Origin of the sequence: Bradyrhizobium sp. LTSP857, from assembly GCF_000938285.1 — a bacterium.
In the GTDB taxonomy this organism is placed as follows: Bacteria; Pseudomonadota; Alphaproteobacteria; order Rhizobiales; family Xanthobacteraceae; genus Bradyrhizobium.
The window spans coordinates 9,643-33,887 of the sequence record NZ_JYMS01000018.1 but is presented as its reverse complement, the minus strand read 5'-3'; the positions used below and the strand labels follow the sequence as shown (position 1 = coordinate 33,887).

The window sequence follows — 24,245 nt, the reverse complement described above, 5'->3', positions numbered from 1 at the left end:
AGGAGACGAGACACAAATGACCGCTGCCCTCCGTTTCGATCCGATCCGCCTGCCCGAGAAGTGCGAGCAATTGCGCAAGGAAGTGCGCGCCTTCCTCGCGGAAGAAATCGCCGCCGGCACCTTCGATCCGCACAAGCCCAATCGCGAAGACACCGACGCGCCGGAATTTTCCCGCCGGGTCGGCGCCAAGGGCTGGCTCGGGATGACCTGGCCAAAAAAATATGGCGGCCAGGAGCGCTCCTTTCTCGAGCGCTACGTCGTGACCGAGGAGATGCGTGTGGCCAATGCGCCGACGCGCCGCTTCTTCGTCGCCGACCGCCAGAGTGGGCCGGTGCTGATCAAATACGCGCCTGAGCACATCAAGATGGAGATTTTGCCGCGCATCTGCCGTGGCGAGATCTGCTTTGCCATCGGTATGAGCGAGCCGAATTCAGGCTCCGATCTGTTCGCCGCAAAAACGCGCGCGACCAAGACCGACGGCGGCTATCTCATCAACGGCACAAAAATCTGGACGTCGTCGGCGCATATCGCCGATTACATGATCGCGATCTTCCGGACCTCGCAGCCGACCAAGGAAAATCGCCGCCATGGCCTGACCCAGTTCCTGGTCAAGATGAAGCAGCCGGGCATCCAGGTGAATCCGATCGGCCAGATCACCGGCCAGTACGAGTTCAACGAGGTCGTCTTCACCGACTTCTTCGTGCCCGAGGATCACGTGCTGGGCGAAGTCGACGGCGCCTGGAAACAGGCGACGAGTGAGCTCGCTTACGAGCGATCGGGCCCCGAACGTTTCCTCGAAACCTATTACGTGCTGACCGAGCTGGTCCGCGCGGTCGGTCCCAACCCTGACACACGCAGCGCCGAAGGCATCGGAAGGCTGGTGGCGCAACTCCACACCATGCGGCGGATGTCGGTCTCTGTCGCCGGCATGCTGCAAGCCGGCAAGGAGCCGGTGGTGGAGGCCTCCATCGTCAAGGACATCGGCACGGTCTGGGAGCAACAACTTCCGCACCGCGTGCGCGATCTCGCCGCCTTCGTCGAGGAGACCGCGACCAACCGCGAGACGCTGGAGCGGCAGCTCGACTTCGCCATCAAGACCGCACCGAAACTGACCATCCAAGGCGGCACCACCGAGGTGCTGCGCGGCATCATCGCGCGCGGACTTGGGCTCCGCTAAATCTTCGAGGATCATCATGAGCACCTATAAAGATATCGGCGTCGAGAAGGTCGGGCATGTCGGCACCATCGAAATCCGCAGGCCCCCGCTCAACTTCTTCGACATCTCGCTGATCAACCAGATCGCCGACGCGCTCGACGAGTTCGATCGCGACATCGAGATCCGCAGCTCCGTGCTGTCGGCTCAGGGCAAGGCGTTCTGCGCCGGCGCCAATTTTGGTGACCCGGCGCGGCAGGCGCAGGAAGCGCGCGAAGCCGAGAAAAAGGGCGACCCCGCCGACAACCTCGGTCCGATCAACCATCTCTACCTCCAGGCCGTCCGCATCTTCCGCGCCAGGAAGCCGATCGTCGCCGCCGTACAGGGCGCGGCCATCGGCGGCGGTTTGGGCCTCGCGGTCTCGGCTGATTTCCGCGTCACTTGCCCCGAAGCGCGCTTCTCGGCCAATTTCACCAAGCTGGGCTTCCATCCCGGCTTCGGCCTGACCGTGACGCTGCCCGAGCTGATCGGCAAGAACAACGCCGAGCTGATGTTCTACACCAGCCGCCGCGTCACCGGCGAAGAAGCGGTGAAGTGGGGCCTCGCCAACGAGCTGGTGCCGCAGGACCAGGTGAAGGCGGCGGCGATGAAGCTCGCAGGCGAAATCGCCGAATGCTCCCCGCTCGGCCTCGTCTCCACCCGCGCCACGATGCGCGCAGGCTTGGCCGATCGCGTCATGGCTGCGACCAATCACGAGCTCGAGGAGCAGACGCGGCTGCGCGCGACGGAAGATTTCAAGGAAGGCGTCAAAGCCACGGAAGAGCGGCGCGCGGCGAATTTCAAGGGACGGTGATTGCGGCGGCGTATTGCTGGGATACCCTCTCTCAACCCGTCATCCTGAGGCGCGAGCTGCGCGGTGCACAGCACCGTGTAGGGAGCCTCGAAGGATGAACGACCCCGCCGGTGGCCGTCGCCCTTCGAGGCTCGCCGAAGAGGCGAGCACCTCAGGGTGACGGATCACTACAATCAACTGATGCGAAACGTCACGCCGCCCAGCAGGAATTCATTGCCCGCGACCGCAAGTCCTCTCGCCCTGGCGGCATGCAGCACACCCGCAACGTCCGCAACACGAAACTCCAGCGCGCTCATGATTTCGCTGGCGCCCTTCACGAAGCGGAAGGTTGCATTGGGCAGCTTCAAGTCGGCGTCGCCACTCGGCGCAACGCCGATGATCTTCCCCCAATGCTCCGCCAACCCTTGCGGATCCGGGCTCTGCATCTCCACGCCCGTCAGTGCCTGCGTCACATCCTTGCGGATGAATTTTTGCCAGTCCGGCCCCGCCGGCGGATACGGGCCCAAAATGTCATCGCTGCCTTCGGTGTGGTTGAACTCGATGAAGGCGGCGCGGCAGTCGCGGGGATGGAGCTGTACGCCGTGATAGGGCGCGTGGTCGATGACGTTGGCGGTGCGCACGCCCATCGCATTGGCGATGCGGCCGCGCTCGTCCGGATCGTTGCAGCAGAAGATCGCCATATAGCCGCCGCGCCCGCCGCTCTTCTCGATGAAGCGGCCGGCCGTGGTGCCGTCCTTGAACGGCGCCACCACCTCCAGCAGAATCGTGTCGACCGGGAGCAGCGCGTTCTCGAGACCGTATTTTGCGACATTGCCGTCGCGATAGCAGACGGCGAGACCCATGATCTCGGCAATGTCGGAGATCACCGGTGCGAGCTGCGGCGCGACCAGGCAGATCTGCCGCAGCCGCATATAGGGCGCCATGGTCATGCGCCCTTGAAGGTCGGCTTGCGCTTCTCGACGAAAGCCTTTGCGGCCTCCTTGTGGTCCTCGGTGTCGCCGCAGCGGGTGTGGTGGATCGCCTCGCCGTCGAAACAGTCCTCCAGTGCGAGATGCTCGGCATTGTTGATATTGCGCTTGATGAAGCCGAGCGCGATCGATGGGCCCTGGGCCAGTGACAGCGCGAGCTCGTGCGCGGCGGCGTCGATCTCGGCATCGGGCACAACCCTGGTCACCATGCCGATCGCATGCGCCTCCTTCGCCGTGAGCACCGGCGAGGTCAGATAGAGCTCGCGCGCCCGCGCGCTGCCGAGCAGCTGGGTCAGGAAATAGGTGCCGCCGTAATCGCCGGAGAAACCGACTTTTGCGAAGGCGGTGGTGATCTTGCAGGATTCGCTGGCGACCCGGAGGTCGCAGGACAGCGCCATCGAGAGGCCGGCGCCGGCCGCCGCGCCGTCGAGCTGCGCCACCACAGGCTTTGGCATCTGGTGCAGGATGCGCGAGACCTCCATGCCGCGGCGCAAATTAGCGAGCTTTTGCTCAAACGGCAGCGGTGCACGACCCTCCGCCATCGACTTGACGTCGCCACCGACACAGAAGCTGCCGCCCGCGCCCTTGAACAGCACCGCGCGCACCTCCGGATCGTCAGCCGCGCGCCGCGCCGCCTCGACCAAGCCGCGCACCATGTCTGGATTGAGCGCATTCTTGCGCTCGGGGCGGTTCATGGTGATGGTGAGCAGCCCGCCTTCGAGCTTTTGCAGGACCATGTCGTTGCTCATGGGTGTCTCCCTTATTGTTGTTTTGCTCGGTCTCTCACCACACTCGTCATTGCGAGGAGCGAAGCGACGAAGCAATCCAGACCGTCTCTACGGAAACATCTCTGGATTGCTTCGCTTCGCTCGCAAAGACGAGGTTTATTTTTTGACCAGCGGGCAGCGCGACTGCTCCAGCGATTGGAACGCCTCGTTGCCGGGCACTGTGGCGAGCAGCTTGTAGTCGTCCCAGCGGCCTTTTGACTCCGACGGCTTCTTCACCTCGAACAGGTACATGTCGTGCACCATGCGGCCGTCCTCGCGGATCTTGCCGTTCTTGGCGAAAAAGTCGTTGATCGGCGTTTCCTTCATCACCTTCATCACGGCCGCAGAGTCGGTCGTACCGGCCGCCTTCACGGCCTTCAGATAGTGCGTGACGGAGGAATAGACGCCGGCCTGCGCCGACGTCGGCGGCCGCTTCATGCGCTCGGTGAAGCGCTTCGAGAATGCGCGCGTGTCGTCGTTGAGGTCCCAGTAGAAAGCCTCCGCCAGCAGCAGGCCCTGTGCGGTCTCCAGCCCGATCGAGTCGATATCGGTGACGAAAGCGAGCAGCGGCGAGATTTTCTGGCCGCCTTTCATGATCCCGAACTCGGCCGACTGCTTGATGGCGTTGACGGTGTCGCCGCCGGCATTGGCGAGCCCGATCACTTTAGCCTTGGAGGCCTGCGCCTGGAGCAGGAAGGACGAGAAATCCGACGTGTTGAGCGGATGCCGCACGTTGCCCAGCACCTTGCCGCCGGTCTTGACGACGACGTTGCTGGTGTCCTTCTCGAGATCCTGGCCGAAGGCGTAATCGGCGGTGAGGAAGAACCAGGTATCAAGCCCCGACTTCACGGCGGCAAGGCCGGTCACGTTGGCCTGGCCGAACGTGTCGAACACGTAGTGCACGGTGTAGGGACCGCAGGCCTCGTTGGTGAGGCGGATCGAACCCGGGCCATTGAACATGATGATCTTGTTGCGCGCTTTCGCGATCTCGCCGGCGGCAAGCGCGGTCGCGGAGGCCGCGACGTCGTAGATCATCTCAACGCCCTGGTTGTCGATCATGTCGCGGGCGATGTTGGCGGAGAGGTCGGCCTTGTTGAGATGGTCGGCCGCCAGCACCTGGATCTTGCGCCCCAGCACCTCGCCGCCGAAATCCTCGACCGCCATCTTGGCCGCGGTCTCGCTGCCCGCGCCGGTGATGTCGGCATAGAGGCTCGACATGTCGAGGATACCGCCGATCTTCAGGGGCGGCTTGTCCTGGGCCTGCGCTGCGCTCGCACTCAGGGCGAACGACGCCGCAAAAATGCCCGACAAAATTTTCTTCATCGAAAAAAGACCTCCCTTGATCGCGCCGCGCTCTATTGGCGGCTTGATTATCGCTGTTGCCGCAATCATGCCGCATGGGCGAGAGCGCAGCAAGCGCGGTGCGTTACCAAGATACGATTGGCACACGTGTTTTCCGCAAAGCGGAATGGTGGAGTGCCGCAAAATGTCTCAACTTCGTCATTGCGAGCGGAGCGAAGCAATCCAGACTGTCTCCACGGAAAGATTTTGGGTTGCTTCGCTGCGCTCGAAATGACGGAGTGTGAGGAAGCCCCTTCGCCGCTTGCTCGATTTGCGTTAAGAGTAGAAGGCAGCTCAACCTCTCCGGGCAACGTGAAGCGAACGACTTTCCTGCTCATTGCCGCAACGTTTCTGCTTGCGTCGCGCCATGCCGCGCTCGCGGCTCCCTGCCAGTTCGAGTCGCAAGGCGAAGGTCGCGTTGCGGCAACCGTCGATGCGCGCAGCGTGCGCCTCGATGACGGGCGCGAAATCCGCCTCACCGGCATCGAGCCGACGGCAACGACGAAGCAGGCGCTGACCTCGCAGCTCGTCGGCCGCGACGTGACGCTGCGCGGCACCGACGACACGCCCGACCGCTATGGCCGCCAGGGCGCGCTCATGTTCGTCGCTGAGAGCGATACCTCCGTGCAGGCCATGCTGCTCGCCCAGGGCGACGCGATCGTCTCCGCCGAGATCGCCGACAAGGACTGCGCGACCGTCCTGATGGCGGCGGAGGCCGAGGCGCGGCGCCAAAAAAAGGGCAACTGGGCTGACCCGTCGGCCATAAAAAACGCGGAAAGTCCGGACGATATTTTGGCCGGGATCGGGCGCTTTATGGTGGTCGAGGGCAAAGTCCTGTCGGTCCGGCAAGCTGGGGCAGTGACCTACCTCAACTTCGGTCGGAACTGGACACGCGGCTTCGCCGTGACTATTTCAAGGCGCATAGTGCCGGCGTTTGAAAGCGCCGGAATGGCCCTTAAGTCCCTGGAAAATAGACGTGTTCGCGTTCGGGGCTGGGTTGAGGGGACGACGGGGCCACGTATCGATGTGCGCCTCGTGGGACAGGTCGAGTTGCTGGGCGCAAACGAGCCAGGGGTAAGGCCCTAAAGGGCTAGGCACGGGTTAGACGACGTGAATGGGGTGCTAGGACGGCACGGACGAGGTGATGGCCGCCGCCTGCGGGCTGCGCCGGCCGTGCTATGCCTTGTGTTGGGTACAGCCCTCGCCGGCTGCGGCGACATGAACCGGTTCCAGACCGCGGCGACGACGCCGACAATCGCGATGCCCAAGCCGAAGCCGGCCGTCGCCCAGACCCCCGCGACCGAAAAGGAGCACGAGCGCATCCTGGCGAGCTATGGCGGCACCTATGACGACCCCAGGCTCGAATCACTGGTCAGCAAGACCGTCGACCGGCTGGTTGCCGCCTCCGATCGTCCCGACCAGGGCTACAGGGTCACCATCCTCAATTCCGGTGCCGTGAACGCCTTCGCGCTGCCGAACGGACAGCTCTACGTCACGCGCGGACTTCTTGCGCTTGCAAGCGATACGTCGGAATTGTCCTCGGTGCTGAGCCACGAGATGGCGCATGTGCTGTCCAAGCACGCGGCGATGCGCGAGGACCAGGCCCGCCAGGCCGCGATCGTCACTCGCGTCGTCACCGACATGAGCACCGATCCCGATCTCACCGCGCTCGCACTCGCCAAGACCAAGCTGACCATGGCGAGTTTTTCGCGCAACCAGGAGTTCGAGGCTGACGGCATCGGCGTCGGTATCTCCGCCAAGGCACATTTCGACCCGTATGGCGCGGCACGTTTCCTCTCGGCGATGGAGCGCAATGCCGAGTTGAAGGCCGGCAAGACCACGCTCGATCCGCGCGCGCAGGATTTCACCTCGTCGCATCCGGCAACCCCCGAGCGCGTGCAGAACGCGCAGACGATCGCGCGGCAATACGTCGCCCCGGAAGGTGGCGAGCGCGACCGCGAGAGCTACCTCGCCGCGATCGACAACCTCGTCTATGGCGAAGACCCCAGCGAAGGCTTTGTCCGCGGCCGGCGTTTCCTGCATCCCAAGCTCGGCTTCACCTTCCAGGCGCCGGACAATTTTACGCTCGACAACACTGCGCAGGCGGTGATCGGCGTGCGCGAGGGCGGCTCGCAGGCGATGCGCTTCGACGTCGTGCGCGTGCCGGCCGAGCAGTCGCTCGGCGACTACCTCAATTCGGGATGGATGGAAGGCGTCGAGAAGGCCTCCACCGAGGATATCACCATCAACGGTTTTCCGGCCGCCTCGGCCACCGCGAAGGGCGACCAGTGGCAGTTCAAGGTCTATGCGCTGCGCTTCGGCAGCGACGTCTACCGCTTCATCTTCGCCACGCGGCAGAAGTCGACCGAGAGCGAGCGCAATGCGCGCGAGACCGTCAATTCATTCCGCCGTCTGACGCTCGAAGAGATCCAGGCCGCGCGTCCGCTGCGCATCAAGGTCATCACCGTGCAGCCCGGCGACACCGTGGAATCGATGTCCCACCGCATGGCCGGCGTCGATCACCCCGCCGAACGCTTCCGCGTGCTCAACGGCCTCGACGCGCATGCGCAAGTGAAAGTGCGCGACCGCGTGAAGATCGTGACGGATTGAGGCGCGGTCTGGTAGCTCCAGCGTGCTTCAACAACTCTCAGTCGGGGTAATGGGTCCTGGCTTTCGCCAGGACGACATCCGGGTGAATTTTTAAGCGCCCGCGTCCATATCGCCCGCCTCGCGCTGGCCGCTGAGCCAGAGCGCGAGCAGTGTCCAGAATGCGCCGGACAGCAGATACGCGCCCGAAGCGATGACGCCGAGATTGGTGGCGAGCAGCAGCGCGACGAGCGGAGCGAAGCCTGCGCCGAACAGCCAGGCCATATCGGAGGTCAGCGCCGAGGCCGTGTAGCGGTAGGCCTGTTTGAAGTTCGAGGCGATCGCGCCGGAGGACTGGCCGAACGATAGGCCGAGCAGGATGAAGCCGATCACCATGTAGATGGTCTCGCCGAACGCGCCGGCGTCAAGCAACTGCGGCGCGAAGCCGCTATAGACCGCGATCGCGATCGCCGATCCCATCAGCAGCGGCTTGCGGCCGACGCGGTCAGCGATGACGCCGGAGGCCACGATCGCGGCGACGCCGAACACCGCGGCGACGATCTCGATGATCAGGAAGCGCACCGGGCTTTCGCGGGTGAACAGAAACACCCAGGACAGCGGAAACACGGTGACCATGTGGAATAGCGCGAAGCTCGCCAGAGGCGCGAACGCGCCGAGCATGATATTCTGGCCTTCACGCGCGACCGTCTCGGAGATGCGCGAGGGCTGCAATTCGCGAGTCTCGAACAGCGAGGCATATTCCTCGGTCGTCACCATGCGCAGGCGCGCGAACAGTGCCACGACGTTGATGGCGAAGGCGACGAAGAAGGGATAGCGCCAACCCCAGTCGAAGAAATCGTCGGCCGACAGGTTTCCGGCGAAATAAGCGAACAGCGCGCTCGCCACGATCAGCCCGAGCGGCGCGCCAAGCTGGGGCACCATCGCGTACCAGCCGCGCTGGGAGGGTGGCGCATTCAGCGCCAAGAGCGAAGCCATACCGTCCCAGGCGCCGCCCCAGGCCAGACCCTGTGCGATACGCGCCAGCGCGAGCAGCCAGATCGCGGCACTACCGATCTCGTGATAGCCGGGCAGGAACGCGAGCGCGACGGTGGCGGTGCCGAGCAGGAACAGCGCCGAGACCAGCTTGGCCGTCTTGCCGTATTCCCGATCGACCGTCATGAAGATGACAGTTCCGATCGGCCGCGCGATGAAGGCCAGCGCGAAGATCATGAAGGCATAGAGAGTGCCGGTCAGCTCGCTGGTGAAGGGGAATACCAAGCGCGGGAACACGATCACCGAGGCGATCGCGTAGACGAAGAAGTCGAAGAATTCCGAGGTCCGGCCGATGATGACGCCGATGGCGATCTCGCCGGGACTGGCCTGGTCGTGGCCGTGCTCGCCCGAGTGGATGTCTGCCATTGCGGGGGTCTGTGCCGTCGCCATGCGTGCGCCCTTAACGTCCTGAAAACCAAAGCCGACCACCCGGCGGGCGCCGGGCAATCTGCCCTTGTCTGGCCCAACATTCCGCACTGCAACATTGGACAAATTGTCCAATGTGCGGATTGCTGCGCCGCAGCTACCCATTGGTCCCGCAAAGGAAACTCATTCTCATAAGGCTTGGCCGTGTCACGTCTCAAGATCCTGGCGCTACTACCCCTGGCAGTTGCGCTCAGCGGCTGCAACTACGTCGTGCTGGCGCCAGCCGGCGACATCGCTGCCCAGCAGCGCGACCTCGTCATCATCTCCACCGTCCTGATGCTCCTGATCGTCGTCCCCGTGATGGCGCTGACGGTGCTGTTTGCCTGGCGCTACCGCCAGTCCAACACCTCGGCCCGCTACGAGCCGGAATGGGACCACTCGACCAGCCTTGAGCTGGTGATCTGGTCGGCGCCGCTGCTCATCATCGTCTGCCTGGGCGCGCTGACCTGGATGGGCACGCATCTGCTCGACCCCTACCGCAATATCGGCCGCATCAATGCGGAACGCGCAGTGGACCAGTCCAGGGCTCCGCTCGAAGTCGATGTCGTCGCGCTCGACTGGAAGTGGCTCTTTATCTACCCCGATTACGGCATCGCCACCGTCAACGAGCTCGCCGCACCGGTGGATCGCCCGATCAACTTCCACATCACCGCGTCTTCGGTGATGAACTCGTTCTACATCCCCGCACTGGCCGGACAGATCTACGCGATGCCGGGCATGGAGACATCGCTCCACGCCGTAATCAACCACGCCGGTACCTACAAGGGCTTCTCCGCGAACTACAGCGGCGCCGGCTTCTCCGGCATGCACTTCAACTTCCAGGGCCTCGACGACAAGGGCTTTGACGCCTGGATCGCCAGCGCCAAGTCCGCCGGCGGCTCGCTCGGCCGCGCTGAATATCTCGAGCTGGAGAAGCCGAGCCAGAACGAGCCGGTGCGCCGCTGGGGCACCGTCGATTCTGATCTCTACCGCTTGATCCTCAACATGTGCGTCGAGACCGGCAAGATGTGCCAGAGCGAGATGATGGCGATCGACGCCAAGGGCGGACTCGGCCATGAGGGCCTGAACAACACCTTGCCGCTCGCCTACGACAAATATGCCCGCCGCGGCACCGCGCTCGGGCCCGAGCCGACCTTCGTGGTCGGCACCTGCACGCCGGATGCGCCGCAAGGCGCCGCGACGACGGCGGCCATCAAGGCCCCTCTCGACACCGCGCCGCTCATCGGCGCCGGCCTGAAGCGGCCGACCTTCACGCCGCTGAAGTCTTCGTCCTTCTTCCTCGGACAACGTCCGAAGTCAGACTCCTGAGAGAGCACGCATGTCTCCTGATCTTCTCAAGCTCATCTTCGGCCGGCTCAGCATCGATTCGCTGCCGCTGCACGAACCGATCCTCGTCGGTACCTTCGCGATGGTCGCGCTCGGCGGCATCACGCTGCTCGCCGGCCTGACCTATTTCCGCCTCTGGGGCTATCTGTGGCGCGAGTGGTTCACCAGCGTCGACCACAAGCGCATCGGCATCATGTACATGATCCTCGGCATCGTGATGCTGCTGCGCGGCTTCGCCGACGCGCTCATGATGCGCGCGCAACAGGCGCTCGCGTTCGGCGGCTCCGAGGGTTTCCTCCCCGCCCATCACTACGACCAGGTGTTCACGGCGCACGGCGTGATCATGATCTTCTTCGTGGCGATGCCGCTGGTCACGGGCCTGATGAACTTCGTCGTACCGCTCCAGATCGGCGCGCGCGACGTATCGTTCCCGTTCCTCAACAATTTCAGCTTCTGGATGACGGTCGGCGGCGCGGTGTTGGTGATGGCCTCGCTGTTCATCGGCGAATTCGCCCGTACCGGCTGGCTGGCTTATCCGCCGCTGTCGAACATCGGCTACAGTCCTGACGTCGGCGTCGACTATTACATATGGGGCCTCCAGGTCGCGGGCGTCGGAACGACGCTGTCCGGCATCAATTTGATCTGTACCATCGTCAAGCTGCGCTGCCCCGGCATGACCATGATGAAGATGCCGGTGTTCACCTGGACCTCGCTCTGCACCAACGTCCTGATCGTCGCCTCCTTCCCGGTTCTGACCGTCGTGCTCGCACTGCTCACGCTCGACCGCTATGTCGGCACCAACTTCTTCACGAACGATTTCGGCGGCAGCCCGATGATGTACGTGAACCTGATCTGGATCTGGGGCCATCCCGAGGTGTACATCCTGGTTCTCCCCGCCTTCGGCATCTTCTCGGAAGTGACCTCGACCTTCTCCGGCAAGCGGCTGTTCGGCTACACCTCGATGGTCTACGCCACGGTGGTCATCACCATCCTGTCGTACCTGGTCTGGCTGCACCACTTCTTCACGATGGGGTCTGGCGCCAGCGTCAACTCGTTCTTCGGCATCACCACGATGATCATCTCGATCCCGACGGGCGCGAAGATGTTCAACTGGCTGTTCACGATGTATCGCGGCCGTATCCGCTTCGAGCTGCCGATGTTGTGGACGATCGCCTTCATGCTGACCTTCGTGCTCGGCGGCATGACCGGCGTGCTGCTCGCGGTGCCGCCGGCCGATTTCGTCCTGCACAACAGCCTGTTCCTGATCGCTCACTTCCACAACGTGATCATCGGCGGCGTGGTGTTCGGCGCGTTCGCCGGTATCAACTATTGGTTCCCGAAGGCATTCGGCTTCAAGCTCGATCCGTTCTGGGGCAAGCTGTCGTTCTGGTTCTGGGTCACCGGCTTCTACCTCGCCTTCATGCCGCTCTATGTGCTCGGCCTGATGGGCGTGACCCGCCGGCTTCGCGTGTTCGATGATCCGTCCTTGCAGATCTGGTTCATCATCGCCGGCATCGGTGCCTTCCTGGTCTTCCTGGGCATTCTCTCGATGCTGATGCAGTTCGCCGTCAGCTTCCTCAAGCGCGAGCAGCTCAAGGACGTCACCGGCGATCCCTGGGATGCACGCACACTGGAATGGGCGACCTCCTCGCCGCCGCCCGCCTACAACTTCGCTTTCACCCCCGTCGTTCACGACAACGACGCGTGGTGGGACATGAAGCGCCGCGGCTATCGGCGTCCGCTGACCGGGTTCAAGCCGATCCACATGCCGAGCAACACCGGCACCGGCATCATCCTCGCCGGCTTTGCGACCGCGATGGGATTCGGCCTGATCTGGTACATCTGGTGGCTTGCGGCTGCGAGCTTCATCGCAATGCTCGCCGTCGGGATCGGTCACACCTTCAACTACCACCGCGACTTCGACATTCCGGCCGATGATGTCGTCCGGGCCGAAGACGCGCGCACCCAACTGCTCGCCGGAGCCAAGTAAATGACGATCGCTGTCAATCCCACCCAATCCGGCGAGCCGCTCTTCTACCTCGCCGACGAGCACCCGCACCCCGAAGGCTACAGCACCTCGCTCGGCTTCTGGATCTACCTGATGAGCGACTGTCTCATCTTTGCGATCCTGTTTGCGACCTTCGGCGTGCTCGGCAGCAACTATGCCGCCGGCCCGGCGCCGAAGGATCTGTTCGACCTGTCGCTGGTCGCGGTGAACACCTCGATGCTGCTGCTGTCGTCGATCACCTACGGCTTCGCCATGCTGACGATGGCGCAGAACCGCATCGGCCAGACGCAGATGTGGCTCGCGATCACCGGCCTGTTCGGCCTCGCCTTCATCGGTATCGAGCTCACCGAATTCGCCCACATGATCCATGAAGGCGCGACGCCGCAGCGCAGCGCCTTCCTGTCCGCCTTCTTCACGCTGGTCGGCACCCACGGCCTGCACGTCTCCTGCGGCCTGATCTGGCTGGTGACCTTGATGGTGCAGGTCTGGAAGTTCGGCCTGATCGAGGCCAACCGCCGTCGCCTGATGTGCCTGTCGATGTTCTGGCACTTCCTCGACGTGGTCTGGATCGGCGTCTTCACCTTCGTCTATCTCCTGGGAGTTCTGCGATGAACACCGACACCCACGCCGCCCACGCGGATCACCACCACGACGACCATTCGCACGGCTCGCTCTCGACCTATCTTCTCGGCTTCGTGCTCTCGGTGGTGCTCACCGCGATCCCGTTCTGGCTGGTGATGAGCGGGGCGCTGCCGAGCAAGCAGATCACCGCACTCGTCATCATGGCCTTCGCGGTCGTGCAGATCGTCGTGCACATGATCTACTTCCTGCACATGAACACCAAGTCCGAGAACGGCTGGAGCATGATGGCGCTGATCTTCACCATCGTCATGGTGGTGATCGCGCTGTCCGGTTCGCTGTGGGTGATGAACCACCTCAACAGCAACATGATGCCGATCCATGAGATGACCGGGATGAAGTGAGCGGGACTCTGAGATGAGCAAGACCTGGACCGTGATAAACGAGGCAACCAGGACGCGCGGCAAGGCCGCGCGCCCGTCCTTGTGGCTCGCAGTCCTCTCGCTCACCGCCTTCGTCCTTCTGATCGCTCTCGGCGTCTGGCAGGTCGAACGTCGTGTCTGGAAGCTGGCGCTGATCGAACGCGTCGAGCAGCGCGTTCATGCCGCGGCCCAGCCGATCCCCTTGCCGGCATCGTGGCCCGCGGTCACCGCCGCGAATGACGAGTACAGGCACGTCACCATCTCCGGCCGCTTCCTGCATGACCGCGAGACGCTGGTTCAGGCCGTCACCGAGGAAGGCCCCGGCTATTGGGTGCTGACGCCGCTCCAGCGCGGCGACGGCAGACTGGTCCTGATCAACCGCGGCTTCGTGCCGTCCGAGCGGCGCGACGCAGCGACGCGCCAGGGCGCCAATCCGGACGGCCAGGTCGAGATCACCGGCCTGCTGCGCGTGACGGAGCCGAAGGGCGGATTCCTCAGGAACAACGTTCCCCAGCACAACCGCTGGTACTCGCGGGATGTGGCCGCGATTGCGGCGGCACGCGGTCTCCACGACGTCGCCCCGTTCTTCATCGATGCCGACGCCGGATCACAAACCGACGGCGGGCCAATCGGCGGATTGACCGTGGTGAGCTTTCCCAATAACCACCTGATCTACGCGCTGACTTGGTTTTCCCTGGCTTTCATGCTGGCCGGCAAACTTTTCGTCACATTCGGCGGCGGGCTGTTCCGCCGCAAGCGCTTCGTCCACGAACCGGCCAGCGGATCTGATGCCGCCGCGCACAGGACGGGATCAGATGCTGGAACGATCGTCGAACCGACCTGACGACGGAATCACGCACGGCGAGCTGGCCGTCACGCTGCAATCGCAGGCGGACGCGCGCAGCGAGCTGATCGGCGTTGCACCGACGGACGACGAGACCAACCGCAAGAACATGGCGCTGCTGATCCAGCTGCGCTGGACCGCAGTGGTCGGCCAGATCGTCACCATCGGCGGCGTGCATTTCTGGCTCGGCATTCCCTTACCCCTGACCCGGATGGGCGCGGTCATCGGCGCGCTGGTCTTCCTCAATGTCTCGAGCCTGGTCTGGGTGCGCCATCGGGCCGCGATCACCAACAATGAGTTGCTGGTTGCGCTGATGCTGGATGTCGCAGCCCTGACCGCGCAGCTCTATCTCAGCGGCGGCGCCACCAACCCCTTTACCTCGCTGTTCCTGCTCCAGGTGACGCTGGGTGCGGTGCTGCTCGATGCCCGCTCGACCTGGTCGCTGGTGGCGCTGAGCTGCGCGAGCTTTGTGTGGCTGACGATGGCCTACCGGCCGCTCGACCTGCCGCCGAACCCGCTGAGCGAGACCTATACGCTCACCGTCACCGGCATGCTGCTCGGCTTCGTCCTCAACGCCGTGCTGTTGGTCGTGTTCGTCACCCGCATCAACAGGAATTTGCGCGAGCGCGACGCGCATCTGGCGGCGTTGCGCCAGCATGCCGCCGAGCAGGATCACATCGTCCGCATGGGTCTCCTGGCATCGGGCGCGGCGCATGAGCTCGGCACCCCGCTCGCCTCGCTCTCGGTCATCCTCAGCGACTGGCGCCGCATGCCGGATCTCGCCGCCGATCAGGAGCTCGCCGAGGATCTCGCGGAGATGGAGACCTCGCTGCAACGCTGCAAGACCATCGTGACAGGCATCCTGGTGTCGGCAGGCGAAGCCCGCGGCGAAGGATCATCGCCGACGACGGTGACGGCCTTCGTCACCGCGCTGGTCGAGGAATGGCGCAACGCGCGCTCGGCGCGGACGCTCTATTTCGTCAACACCTTTGGCGAGGACGTCGCGATCGTCTCGGACGTCGCGCTGAAGCAGGTGATCTTCAACGTGCTCGACAACGGCTATGAAGTCTCGCGCGACTGGGTCGAGCTCCTGGCCGAGCGCGAGGGCGACAATCTTGTGCTGTCGATCAGCGACCGCGGCCCTGGCTTTGCGCCGGAGATGCTGGCACAGCTCGGAAAACCCTATCAGTCGAGCAAGGGCCGCGCCGGCGGCGGGCTCGGCCTGTTCCTGGTGGTCAACGTCGTGCGCAAGCTAGGGGGCAGCGTGACCGCCGAGAACCACCGGAAGCGCGGCGCCACGGTCCGCCTCACGCTGCCGCTCGCAACGCTCGCGATCGGAGGCAGCTTTGACGCCTGACCGTTCGCTCATCGTCGTCGAGGACGATGCCGGCTTCGCGCGCACGCTCAAACGCTCGTTCGAGCGCCGCGGCTACGAGGTCGTGCTCGCCGGCTCGATCGAAGAGGTCCGCAAAGTCCTGGAGGGACGCTCCTTCGGCTATGCCGTGGTCGACCTCAAGCTCGGCGGCGCCTCGGGGCTTACCTGCGTCGAACTCCTCCACACCCACGATGAGGAGATGCTGATCGTGGTGCTGACAGGATTTGCCAGCATCTCGACTGCCGTCGAGGCGATCAAGTTAGGGGCCTGCCACTATCTGGCAAAGCCCTCCAATACCGACGACATCGAAGCCGCCTTCAACAAGGCCGAAGGCAACGCCGAAGTCGCGCTGGATGTGCGGCCGACATCGATCAAGACGCTGGAATGGGAGCGCATCCACCAGACGCTGATCGAGACGGATTTCAATATCTCGGAGGCAGCGAGAAGGCTGGGGATGCACCGGCGCACGCTGGCCCGAAAGCTCGATAAGCGGCCGGTGAAGTAGGTCGCTTTCGCAGGGCAGATCAGCCGATCTACGATCTCGGTGGCTCAACACGCGAAAGCGGAAGGCGCAACCTGGCACGTGCTAACCCCGGAGGATCAAGCCCGTGGCTTACGCTTCCGCCCTCGCTGTTCGAACGATAGCGCACGAATCGTTGATCTGCCTACGAGCCGGCGGCCCAGCGCCGGTCGCATCCAGGACGACGACGGATGCGCTACCTTGCGCTACTGCGCCGCTACGTTCCCGTTGGCGTCGCGATCGTTCTTCGGGTTGTAGCCGGAGTCGTGCAGATTTTTGAGATACGTGGCGTGGTCGTTGCTGTTCACACCACCGGTCCAGCCCATTGGGGGCGGAGATGCAGGATCAGGAATCGCGGCATTTGCGTTCAGCGCGTGGTGATGATGATGCGCTGCCGATGCTGCAGAAGCCGAGAGACCGAGGATCGCGAGAGCGACGAGCAGTTTTCTTGTCATAGTTAGCTCCTTTGAGATTTCCTGAGATCCCCCCTGGAGCGTTACAAGCCATAGCATACGCACACGCCCGGAGGTAGCCGCACTCCCTCTCCGTCACCGCAAAGTGAAATCTTTGGAGTTTTGGTGATTGGCGCGAGCCGCTTCGTCCACCTCAGCAATGTCGAGCGGCGATGCCTTCTCGAGCGCAGTCCCTCAGCGCCTGCAATGATGAGAGCTCGCATGCGATTGCGTGACGGAATATCTGCGGTAGCTACCGCCAGGTTCGCGCACAGGCAAAAAAGATCTGAGCGCGCCGCACGCGGAGCGAAGGGACGAGCGAACCGCTTATCCTTGCGATGCGTGCAAGATCACCGCTCTCGACTCAAACAAAAAGCCCGGCCGAACGGCCGGGCTTTTGATTTGCTGCGATCGATGCTGCGAGGCGCTTACGCGGCCTCGTCGGCGACCGTGGTGTTGTCGTCGCCATCGGTATCGTCGGCATCGCCCTCGGCATCCGCCTCGCCTTCGGCGGCTTCCGTCTTGGCGCCGGTGCGGCGCGGGCTCTTGGCGAGCTGGGCCTCGATTTCCTTGACCGCTTCGGTCTCGGTCGAGTGCTGCACCACCGCGATCTCGCGGGAGAGACGATCGAGCGCCGCTTCATAGAGCTGGCGTTCAGAGTAGGACTGCTCGGGCTGCGACTCGGAGCGATAGAGGTCGCGCACGACTTCCGCGATCGCGACGATGTCGCCCGAATTGATCTTCGCTTCGTATTCCTGGGCGCGGCGCGACCACATGGTGCGCTTGACGCGGGCGCGGCCCTTGAGGGTCTCGAGCGCCTTCTTGACCAGCGCGGGCTCGGACAGCTTGCGCATGCCGACGTTGGCGACCTTGGCGGTCGGCACGCGCAGCGTCATCTTGTCCTTGATGAAGTTGATGACGAACAGCTCGAGCTTCGCGCCGGCGATCTCCTGCTCCTCGATGGCCAGAATCTGGCCGACGCCGTGAGCGGGATAAACGACGAATTCGTTGGCCTTGAAGCCCTGACGCTGGGTCACGACCTTCTTTTCCTCGACCTTCGGCGCGGGCGCAGCGGCCTTCACAGCCGGCTTCGCAGCAGCAACGGGGGCCTTGGCAGGGGCGGCAACAACGGGCGCCTTCGGAGCAACGGGCTTGGCAGCGGGAGCCTTGACCGAAGCAGGCTTGGCAGCAGCAGGCTTGGAAACGGTCGCTTTCGCGGCAGTTTTGGCAGTCTTGTTAGGCATTGCGCTTCTTTTATTCTTGGAGGACTTTGCAGCCGGAGCCTTCGTGGCGGCACGGCCCTTGGATGCGCTACGGCTGGCCGTGGCGACTTTCTTGGCCTCCTTATGGGAAGCCCTCGCAGAAGTACTCTTTTTACGCGTTTTCTGTGACACAGCCTGCGCGCGGAAACTGCCACGCCCCTGTTCGACATCTGGTTTCACGGGAACCCTGAGGGGCCAACTGGGCTGACAGGGTTCAGCTTAATGTGCCCAATATAGCACATTTCCCGCAAAAATCAATGATTTAGGGGTCTTAAGGCCTCGTTTTCGGCGCTAACCAAGGTATTAGGGTTAAGTTTGAGGCCGAATTAGTCTCCAGAACCGGGGTTCGGAGAAAAATATTTGTCAAACTTGCCCTCCACCCCCTCGAATTCCTTCGCGTCGTCGGGTGATTCTTTCTTCTGGGTGATGTTGGGCCAGCTCTTGGCGAAGTCGGCGTTGACCTGGAGCCACTTTTCGAGGCCCGGTTCCGTGTCCGGCTTGATGGCGTCGGCAGGACATTCCGGCTCGCACACGCCGCAGTCGATGCACTCGTCAGGATGGATGACGAGCATGTTGTCGCCCTCGTAGAAACAGTCGACCGGGCAGACCTCGACGCAGTCGGTGTACTTGCACTTGATGCAGGCTTCAGTGACGACGTAAGTCATCCAACGCTCCGAAAAGCTCTTTTAAAAGTCGCGGCTTGCGTAGCGCGGATGGCCCGGCGCCGCAAGATCAGGAACGGCCGATCATGACGGCTTTGTGTGGTTGATCGACCAAGAAATGAACTCAAAGCGCAATTAATTACTCTTTGCGCTCACTGACCTCTTCGTAGAGCACGCGTGCCGAAGCTGCATCACCGCGGCGCTCGTTGAAGTCGATCACTTTCAACACGCGCACAGTGCGATCGAGCGCGATGGTGAGCACGTCACCGATCTTGATCGCATGGCCCGGCGATTTCTCGCGCACACCGTTGACGCGAACGTGGCCGGACTCGACGAGCTCAGCCGCGGAGGTGCGCGCCTTCACCACCCGCGCATGCCACAGCCATTTGTCGAGGCGCTGCCGCTCGGTCGTGGGTCACTCCTTACGACCGGCGAGCTGCTCCTTCAGGGCAGCGAGTTTTGCAAAAGGCGAGTTCGGATCGATCGGACGATCGCGCTCACGCGGAGGATTCGCACTCGAGGCGTAGGGGCGGAGCGACGGCCCGCCCTGGCGGTCGCGGCCCTTGTCACGGTCACGGCCACGATTGTCGCGGCCCTTGTCGCGATCGCCGCCGAACTTGCCCTTGTTGCGATCACGATCCTTGTCGCGATCCTTGCTCTGGAAGCCGCGGTTCTTGTCGTCGCGCCCTTCCTGGCGCGGCGCGCCTTCGGCACCACCTTCGCGCGGTTTGCGGAAATCCTTGGCCCCATCCCTGCGATGACCGCCGTGACGATGGCGCTCGCCGCGCTTCTCGCCGTCGGCGGCCTGCACTGCTTCGCCTTCGGCGGGCGNGGCGCTGCTGCGCCTGCCTCTGCGCCCGCCTGCGGACGCGGCTGGTTGTTATGACGCTGGTGGCGATGGCGCTCGTGGCGCGGCTTGCGGTCCTCGTGACGGCCGGCGGGACGCCAGACTTCGATAAGCTCGGGCTCGGCAGGCGTAGCTGCGGCTTCCGCAGGCGCGGCAGCATCGGCCGACGCGGCGGCTTCCGTCGCGGCGGTCTCAGCCGGAGCAGCTTCAGCGGCAGCCTCCGCAGGTGCTTCTTCCGCCGGCGGAGCGATGCCGGGGGCATCTTCAGGCGTGACGGGCGTTTCAGGCGCGGCTTCCAGCGCCGGCTCGTCGTGGGCGGGCTCGTCGTGCTGCTCCATGCCGGGCGCGTCTTCGACGGTGACCGGCTCGGCGGCGGCTTCGATCCCAGTGTCCGCGGGCGCAACGGCTTCTTCGACCGGCGTCTCGGTCGCAGTCGCATCAGCCGGAGCCTCTACGCTGGCCTCTGGGGCCGGCGTCTCCGCAGCTACCACCACCGGCCTCGGCGGCAGCGGCGCACGCTTCTCCATGCGATAGCCGAGCGCGCGCAGCACCGAGGCGAAATCTTCGCCGGCGGAGCCCGTAAGCGAGGTCATCGCCTGCGTCACGACAAAACCGCGACCGTCGAACGCACCGGCGGGCTTTTCGCCGGGCGAGTTCTCGCGCCAGGCCAGCGCCGGGCGGATCAGATCCGCAAGGCGTTCCAGAATGTCGACGCGCACGGCGCGTTCGCCGGCCTGCCTGTAGCCGAGCACGCGATAGGCATCGCGCGGCAGCTGCTTGTCGACCGGGAACGAGGTGCGGCCGGAAGATGCCAGATGCTGCGCGCCGGACAGCGACGACAAATCGACATTGTCCTGCTTCAGCGCCCACAGCAGAGCTGCGAGCGCGCGCGCGGCGGGCTTCAGGATGCCGGGGAAATAGATGTGATAGGCGCCAAAGCGGACGCCGTATTTGCGCAGGACCGCGCGCGAGGGCTGGTCGAGATCCTTCAGCTCGTTGGCGATCTTCGGCCGCTCCAGCACGCCGAGCGCCTCGACGAGCTGATAGGCGATGCCGCGGGCAATGCCGGTGACATCTTCGGCCTTGCTGAGCTCGAACATCGGCCCGAGCAGCTTTTCGATATGCGTCTTGAGCCAGAGGTCGAGGCGGGCCTGCACCTTCTCACGCGGGCTACCTGTCAGCCGCTCGTCCGAGATGATGCGGATGCGCGGATGCAGCGCCTCCTCTGCGGCGGTCAGCCGCGCCACGGCGTCGCCGGTCCAGCGGATGGTGCCGTCCGACGTCAGCACGAACTGATCGTCGGGCGCGCCGCCCAGCTTTTCGGCACGCGTGTTGATCTCGCCGGCAAGCACCGCTTGCGCGGCAGCCTGCAAGGCTTTCGCATCGGAGCCGGCTTCCGCCGCATCCGGTGCAAAGGTGAAGCCATCGAGACGGCCGATGACATGGCCTTCGACGATGACTTCGCCGGTCTTGCCGATTTCCGTATTCAAGCTCGTGTTCTCCCGCAGGCGGCGCATCAATACACTGGTCCGGCGATCAACGAAACGCTCAGTCAAGCGTTCATGGAGCGCATCCGATAATTTATTTTCGACCTCCCGCGCGATCCCCTGCCAGTGTTCGGGGTCGGCGAGCCAATCCGGCCGGTTGGCGACGAAAGTCCAGGTGCGGACCTGCGCGATCCGGCCCGACAGCGTGTCGATATCGCCGTCGATACGGTTGGCCTGGTCGATCTGGGTCGCGATCCAGGCATCGGGAATGCGGCCCTTCTGCATCAGGAAGCCGTACAGCGTGGTCACGAGCTCGGCATGGGCCGCCGGCGACAGTTTTCGGTAGTCCGGGACCTGGCAGGCCTCCCACAGCCGTTCCACGGCCGCCTTGCCATGCGCGATATCGCGCACCTCGACGTCGCGGGCGGCGTGGTCGAGCACGCGCATGTCTTCCGCAATCGGCGCCCGCGTCAGCGCCTCATGGCCGGGCGACTGGTTCAGGGAGACCTGGAGCGCGCCGAGGGAGGCGAAATCCAGCTTCGAATTACGCCATTGCAGCACCTTCACGCTATCGAAGGTGTGGTTCTGAAGCGCATTGACGAGCTCGGGCTCGAACGGCCCGCAGCGGCCGGTGGTGCCAAACGTGCCGTTCCGCGTGGCGCGGCCGGCGCGACCGGCGATCTGCGCAAATTCGGACGGCGTCAGGCGGCGGAACTGGTAGCCGTCGAACTTGCGGTCGGAGGCAAAGGCGACGTGGTCGACGTCGAGATTGAGGCCCATGCCGACCGCGTCGGTGGCGACGAGGTAGTCGACCTCGCCGTTCTGGAACATCGAAACCTGCGCGTTCCGCGTGCGCGGGCTGAGCGAGCCGAGCACGACGGCGGCGCCACCATGCTGGCGGCGGATCAGCTCGGCGATGGCGTAGACCTCGTCGGCCGAGAACGCGACGATGGCGGTGCGCCGCGGCTGGCGCGTGATCTTGCGGTCGCCGGCGAATTCGAGCTGCGACAGCCGCGGCCGGGTGATCATGGAGACGCCGGGCAGCAGCCGCTCGATGATCGGGCGCATGGTGGCGGCGCCCAGTAGAAGCGTCTCGTCGCGGCCGCGGCGGTTGAGGATGCGGTCGGTGAAGACGTGGCCGCGCTCCAGGTCAGACGCGATCTGGACCTCGTCGACGGCGAGGAAGGAGACATCGAGGTCGCGCGGCATCGCCTCGACGGTCGAGACCCAATAGCGCGGCGATTTCGGCTTGATCTTCTCCTCGCCAGTGATCAGCGCCACGGCCTCAGGCCCGGCGCGATCGGCGATCTTGTTATAGACCTCGCGCGCCAGCAGCCGCAGCGGCAGCCCGATCATGCCGGACGAATGCGCGAGCATCCGTTCGATGGCGAGATGGGTCTTGCCGGTGTTGGTCGGCCCGAGCACCGCAGTGACGCCCGCGCCAGGCGCGCGCTCGGAAGCGTAGGGGGAGGAAGAGAAGGCCATATCTGAATGATTAGGTAGTGGCGATTGGGGCGAATGTCAGTGCTGTTTGGGGCGGCGGCGCGAAGCGCTCACGGCATGCTCCATTGTCATCGCCCGGCTTGACCGGGCGACCCAGTATTCCAGAGGTGGCGCAGATCAAACCGAGAGGGCGCGGCGTACTGGATGCCCCGGTCAAGCCGGCGCATGACAGCGGAGAATGCGGCAACGCTCCCCAAATCCCGCGCAACTGTCTCACTTTGCGACGCTTTTCCCGCATGCTCTTAAGCTTCGGAACGACTCTAGAACGAATCGCGGCCGAATCGCAGACTCCCCCGAGAGTCCCGTTCCGTTCACGCAACATGTCGCGGGACCCTCTCTTTCATCGCACTAGATGGAGTTTTGCGCTGTCGCACAAGCGACGTTTCGAGGGCAAGTTCCTTAATGTTGGGGACGGTGCGGAGTCGAATCAGAATCGGGGAGGAGTCAAATGGATTCACGGCCCATAGCCCCGAAACGCATTTCCGCGAAAACAACCCCATGCACAGTAGAAACGGCCTGCGGCGGCATGGCGGGGTGACGGCGGGTAAGGTGTTGGGGCGATGTAATAAAACTCTCTCGAAATGACGGGAGATCGTAGCCCGCATGGAGCACTGCGGAATGCGGGGAGTTCCGGGCGAGAGTCCCGGATTGCGCTGCGCTCCATCCAGGCTACGCGGGCGCGGCGCCTTACTGCGTCTTCGCAACCCGCGGCGGCTGGGGGGCGGTGATGAAGCTCGTTGCTTCCAGCATCGCCGGGCCGAGCGGCGTCGGCACCTTCAGCCAGAACGGCACCAAAATCCGCGTGCCTGCGACCGGCGCGAAGGCGATCTCGATGTTGCGCTGGGCGGCGAGGTATTTGATCACGGGGCGGTCGGGGATGTAGCCGGCGACCGGCACGAAGAACAGCGAGCAGACCACGACCGGGCCGTGATAGCCCTTCTCCGCCTTCACCGTTTCCATGCGCTTGAAATCGAGCTTGAGCTCGTAGCGCATGCGGCCGTCGAACACCGGCGCGGAATTGTGGCAGGCCTCCGGCGACACGGGATCACCGGTGCCGGGCGCGCGCAGCAGCGAGGCCGTCATCGGATCCCAGACGCCGCGGCGATGCGCCTCGGTGACGACGATGCGGTCGGCATCGACCGGCGGCTCCGGCACGATGCCGAACTCCTTCACATTGCCCTTGTCGAGCGTGATGTGGATCTCTTCGGTCTTCTTCGAGGTGGTGGTGGTGGCCTGATAGGCGCTCGCGACCAGCGCGCCGTTGACCACCCGGCCCTGCGAGGCGCCGGTGCCGGACCCGCCCGCGAAGGATTTCAGCAGCCCGGCCGTGCCGCCCGAAGCGGCAGCGGAAAACACGTCCTCCTGGATGTCGATGGTCCAGGCGCCGCGGCCGACCGGAATGCCGGACAGCGTCGCCTCATATTGCGCCTCGAGCTTGCCCTGGGCCGCCGCAGGCTTCGCCCCCCATGCCAAGGTCAGCCCGCAAAGCGCCGCCAAGGCCAGCCGGCCAGCGGAGCGCAGCCGAGGCAGATGAGGGATCAGGGTGTGCACGAAGCCATCCAATGGGGACGTCAGGCCTTGTTAGTTAAGCCAAATCTCGCAGCAAACAATGTGTCCGGGCACGAAAGCTGCCGGAACTCACTGGACTCTTCGGGTGCGAATACGCCCTTTATGTGATGGTAAGGCATTTTAATCATTGCCATTTTGGTGATTGGCGGGTGATCGTGGACGGCGACCTCTCCTCCCCTCCGCTGTCATGCCCCGGCTTGACCGGGGCATCCAGTACGCCGCGGCCCCTCTGTTCCAGCCGC

At 64.1% G+C, this 24,245-nt stretch carries 21 protein-coding genes and 2 pseudogenes; 12 read left to right on the top strand and 11 right to left on the bottom strand.

Annotated features, from left to right (window positions below):
• Nucleotides 1-16 precede the first annotated feature (16 nt).
• Nucleotides 17-1,177 carry an acyl-CoA dehydrogenase family protein gene (locus UP06_RS09490; RefSeq protein WP_045002291.1) on the top strand — a complete coding sequence of 387 codons (1,161 nt, stop codon included), beginning with the start codon at nt 17-19 and terminating at the stop codon, nt 1,175-1,177.
• A gap of 16 nt (nt 1,178-1,193) precedes the next feature.
• Nucleotides 1,194-2,006 (top strand): enoyl-CoA hydratase/isomerase family protein, encoded by an 813-nt coding sequence (locus UP06_RS09485; RefSeq protein ID WP_045002290.1) that lies wholly within the window; start codon nt 1,194-1,196, stop codon nt 2,004-2,006.
• Between the two features lie 173 nt (nt 2,007-2,179).
• Here the strand turns inward: UP06_RS09485 and UP06_RS09480 are convergent, their stop codons facing one another.
• The 3 genes from UP06_RS09480 to UP06_RS09470 all read right to left on the bottom strand — a co-directional run bounded on the left by UP06_RS09480 (nt 2,180) and on the right by UP06_RS09470 (nt 5,064).
• Nucleotides 2,180-2,929: a VOC family protein gene (locus tag UP06_RS09480; RefSeq protein ID WP_045002341.1), complete on the bottom strand. Its 750-nt coding sequence runs from the start codon at nt 2,927-2,929 to the stop codon at nt 2,180-2,182.
• A gap of 2 nt (nt 2,930-2,931) precedes the next feature.
• Entirely contained in the window at nt 2,932-3,723 is a 792-nt protein-coding gene (locus UP06_RS09475) for an enoyl-CoA hydratase (protein WP_045002289.1), read from the bottom strand.
• Nucleotides 3,724-3,858: 135 nt separating this feature from the next.
• Nucleotides 3,859-5,064 carry an ABC transporter substrate-binding protein gene (locus tag UP06_RS09470; protein ID WP_045002288.1) on the bottom strand — a complete coding sequence of 402 codons (1,206 nt, stop codon included), beginning with the start codon at nt 5,062-5,064 and terminating at the stop codon, nt 3,859-3,861.
• On the opposite strand from UP06_RS09470, the gene UP06_RS41435 reads away from it, so the two are divergent.
• The 3 genes from UP06_RS41435 to UP06_RS09460 all read left to right on the top strand — a co-directional run bounded on the left by UP06_RS41435 (nt 5,042) and on the right by UP06_RS09460 (nt 7,692).
• Nucleotides 5,042-5,317 carry a hypothetical protein gene (locus UP06_RS41435; RefSeq protein WP_197087153.1) on the top strand — a complete coding sequence of 92 codons (276 nt, stop codon included), beginning with the start codon at nt 5,042-5,044 and terminating at the stop codon, nt 5,315-5,317. The genes UP06_RS09470 and UP06_RS41435 overlap by 23 nt on opposite strands.
• Complete coding sequence (locus UP06_RS09465) at nt 5,314-6,168, top strand: thermonuclease family protein (protein ID WP_045002287.1); 855 nt, start codon at nt 5,314-5,316, stop codon at nt 6,166-6,168. The genes UP06_RS41435 and UP06_RS09465 overlap by 4 nt, the downstream gene beginning before the upstream one ends.
• Before the next feature lie 132 nt (nt 6,169-6,300).
• On the top strand, nt 6,301-7,692 hold the full coding sequence (locus UP06_RS09460) for a M48 family metalloprotease (RefSeq protein WP_045002286.1): 1,392 nt from the start codon (nt 6,301-6,303) through the stop codon (nt 7,690-7,692).
• A 90-nt stretch (nt 7,693-7,782) separates the two neighbouring features.
• On the opposite strand, the gene UP06_RS09455 is transcribed toward UP06_RS09460, so the two are convergent.
• Nucleotides 7,783-9,111: an MFS transporter gene (locus UP06_RS09455; RefSeq protein WP_045002285.1), complete on the bottom strand. Its 1,329-nt coding sequence runs from the start codon at nt 9,109-9,111 to the stop codon at nt 7,783-7,785.
• Nucleotides 9,112-9,291: 180 nt separating this feature from the next.
• Here UP06_RS09455 and cyoA point away from each other — a divergent pair, with 180 nt between their 5' ends.
• Genes cyoA through UP06_RS09420 form a run of 7 tightly spaced genes read left to right on the top strand, consistent with a single transcriptional unit; the run spans nt 9,292 to nt 16,206 of the window.
• Nucleotides 9,292-10,455 carry a ubiquinol oxidase subunit II gene (gene cyoA / locus UP06_RS09450; protein ID WP_045002340.1) on the top strand — a complete coding sequence of 388 codons (1,164 nt, stop codon included), beginning with the start codon at nt 9,292-9,294 and terminating at the stop codon, nt 10,453-10,455.
• 10 nt (nt 10,456-10,465) lie between these two features.
• On the top strand, nt 10,466-12,463 hold the full coding sequence (gene cyoB, locus UP06_RS09445) for a cytochrome o ubiquinol oxidase subunit I (protein ID WP_045002284.1): 1,998 nt from the start codon (nt 10,466-10,468) through the stop codon (nt 12,461-12,463).
• Nucleotides 12,464-13,093, top strand: coding sequence for a cytochrome o ubiquinol oxidase subunit III (gene cyoC, locus UP06_RS09440; RefSeq protein ID WP_045002283.1), 630 nt, complete (start codon nt 12,464-12,466; stop codon nt 13,091-13,093).
• The gene (gene cyoD, locus UP06_RS09435; RefSeq protein ID WP_045002282.1) at nt 13,090-13,464 is read left to right on the top strand and encodes a cytochrome o ubiquinol oxidase subunit IV; all 375 of its coding nucleotides are present in this window, start codon (nt 13,090-13,092) and stop codon (nt 13,462-13,464) included. The genes cyoC and cyoD overlap by 4 nt, the downstream gene beginning before the upstream one ends.
• 13 nt (nt 13,465-13,477) lie before the next feature.
• Nucleotides 13,478-14,326 (top strand): SURF1 family protein, encoded by an 849-nt coding sequence (locus UP06_RS09430; RefSeq protein ID WP_045002281.1) that lies wholly within the window; start codon nt 13,478-13,480, stop codon nt 14,324-14,326.
• Nucleotides 14,298-15,683 (top strand): ATP-binding protein, encoded by a 1,386-nt coding sequence (locus UP06_RS09425; protein ID WP_045002280.1) that lies wholly within the window; start codon nt 14,298-14,300, stop codon nt 15,681-15,683. Before UP06_RS09430 ends, UP06_RS09425 begins: the two co-directional genes overlap by 29 nt.
• Nucleotides 15,673-16,206, top strand: a complete 534-nt coding sequence (locus tag UP06_RS09420; protein ID WP_045002279.1) for a response regulator transcription factor — start codon at nt 15,673-15,675, stop codon at nt 16,204-16,206. The genes UP06_RS09425 and UP06_RS09420 overlap by 11 nt, the downstream gene beginning before the upstream one ends.
• 221 nt (nt 16,207-16,427) lie before the next feature.
• On the opposite strand, the gene UP06_RS40675 is transcribed toward UP06_RS09420, so the two are convergent.
• From UP06_RS40675 to UP06_RS09395, 7 genes and pseudogenes are all read right to left on the bottom strand, one after another.
• Nucleotides 16,428-16,676, bottom strand: a complete 249-nt coding sequence (locus UP06_RS40675) for a hypothetical protein (protein WP_156162872.1) — start codon at nt 16,674-16,676, stop codon at nt 16,428-16,430.
• A gap of 425 nt (nt 16,677-17,101) precedes the next feature.
• Nucleotides 17,102-17,917, bottom strand: a complete 816-nt coding sequence (locus tag UP06_RS09415; protein WP_082078602.1) for a CarD family transcriptional regulator — start codon at nt 17,915-17,917, stop codon at nt 17,102-17,104.
• Nucleotides 17,918-18,261: 344 nt separating this feature from the next.
• The gene (gene fdxA / locus UP06_RS09410; RefSeq protein WP_045002278.1) at nt 18,262-18,600 is read right to left on the bottom strand and encodes a ferredoxin FdxA; all 339 of its coding nucleotides are present in this window, start codon (nt 18,598-18,600) and stop codon (nt 18,262-18,264) included.
• 136 nt (nt 18,601-18,736) lie between these two features.
• Nucleotides 18,737-19,003, bottom strand: a pseudogene (locus UP06_RS09405) (RNA-binding S4 domain-containing protein); the annotation flags it as partial.
• A 9-nt stretch (nt 19,004-19,012) separates the two neighbouring features.
• Nucleotides 19,013-19,428, bottom strand: a pseudogene (locus tag UP06_RS41975) (helicase-related protein); the annotation flags it as partial.
• Nucleotide 19,429: 1 nt separating this feature from the next.
• Nucleotides 19,430-22,416: helicase-related protein (locus UP06_RS09400; protein ID WP_245305441.1), on the bottom strand; the 2,987-nt coding region annotated here is incomplete at its 3' end.
• Nucleotides 22,417-23,121: 705 nt separating this feature from the next.
• The gene (locus UP06_RS09395) at nt 23,122-23,931 is read right to left on the bottom strand and encodes a DUF3108 domain-containing protein (protein ID WP_045002338.1); all 810 of its coding nucleotides are present in this window, start codon (nt 23,929-23,931) and stop codon (nt 23,122-23,124) included.
• Between the last annotated feature and the right edge of the window lie 314 nt (nt 23,932-24,245).

Coding starts and splice junctions, on each gene's coding strand:
- UP06_RS09490 (WP_045002291.1), top strand. CDS start 17: ATGACCGCTGCCCTCCGTTTCGATCCGATCCGCCTGCCCGAGAAGTGC.
- UP06_RS09485 (WP_045002290.1), top strand. CDS start 1,194: ATGAGCACCTATAAAGATATCGGCGTCGAGAAGGTCGGGCATGTCGGC.
- UP06_RS09480 (WP_045002341.1), bottom strand. CDS start 2,929: ATGGCGCCCTATATGCGGCTGCGGCAGATCTGCCTGGTCGCGCCGCAG.
- UP06_RS09475 (WP_045002289.1), bottom strand. CDS start 3,723: ATGAGCAACGACATGGTCCTGCAAAAGCTCGAAGGCGGGCTGCTCACC.
- UP06_RS41435 (WP_197087153.1), top strand. CDS start 5,042: ATGCCCGACAAAATTTTCTTCATCGAAAAAAGACCTCCCTTGATCGCG.
- UP06_RS09470 (WP_045002288.1), bottom strand. CDS start 5,064: ATGAAGAAAATTTTGTCGGGCATTTTTGCGGCGTCGTTCGCCCTGAGT.
- UP06_RS09465 (WP_045002287.1), top strand. CDS start 5,314: ATGACGGAGTGTGAGGAAGCCCCTTCGCCGCTTGCTCGATTTGCGTTA.
- UP06_RS09460 (WP_045002286.1), top strand. CDS start 6,301: ATGAACCGGTTCCAGACCGCGGCGACGACGCCGACAATCGCGATGCCC.
- UP06_RS09455 (WP_045002285.1), bottom strand. CDS start 9,111: ATGGCGACGGCACAGACCCCCGCAATGGCAGACATCCACTCGGGCGAG.
- cyoB (WP_045002284.1), top strand. CDS start 10,466: ATGTCTCCTGATCTTCTCAAGCTCATCTTCGGCCGGCTCAGCATCGAT.
- cyoC (WP_045002283.1), top strand. CDS start 12,464: ATGACGATCGCTGTCAATCCCACCCAATCCGGCGAGCCGCTCTTCTAC.
- cyoD (WP_045002282.1), top strand. CDS start 13,090: ATGAACACCGACACCCACGCCGCCCACGCGGATCACCACCACGACGAC.
- UP06_RS09430 (WP_045002281.1), top strand. CDS start 13,478: ATGAGCAAGACCTGGACCGTGATAAACGAGGCAACCAGGACGCGCGGC.
- UP06_RS09425 (WP_045002280.1), top strand. CDS start 14,298: ATGCTGGAACGATCGTCGAACCGACCTGACGACGGAATCACGCACGGC.
- UP06_RS40675 (WP_156162872.1), bottom strand. CDS start 16,676: ATGACAAGAAAACTGCTCGTCGCTCTCGCGATCCTCGGTCTCTCGGCT.
- UP06_RS09415 (WP_082078602.1), bottom strand. CDS start 17,917: ATGCCTAACAAGACTGCCAAAACTGCCGCGAAAGCGACCGTTTCCAAG.
- fdxA (WP_045002278.1), bottom strand. CDS start 18,600: ATGACTTACGTCGTCACTGAAGCCTGCATCAAGTGCAAGTACACCGAC.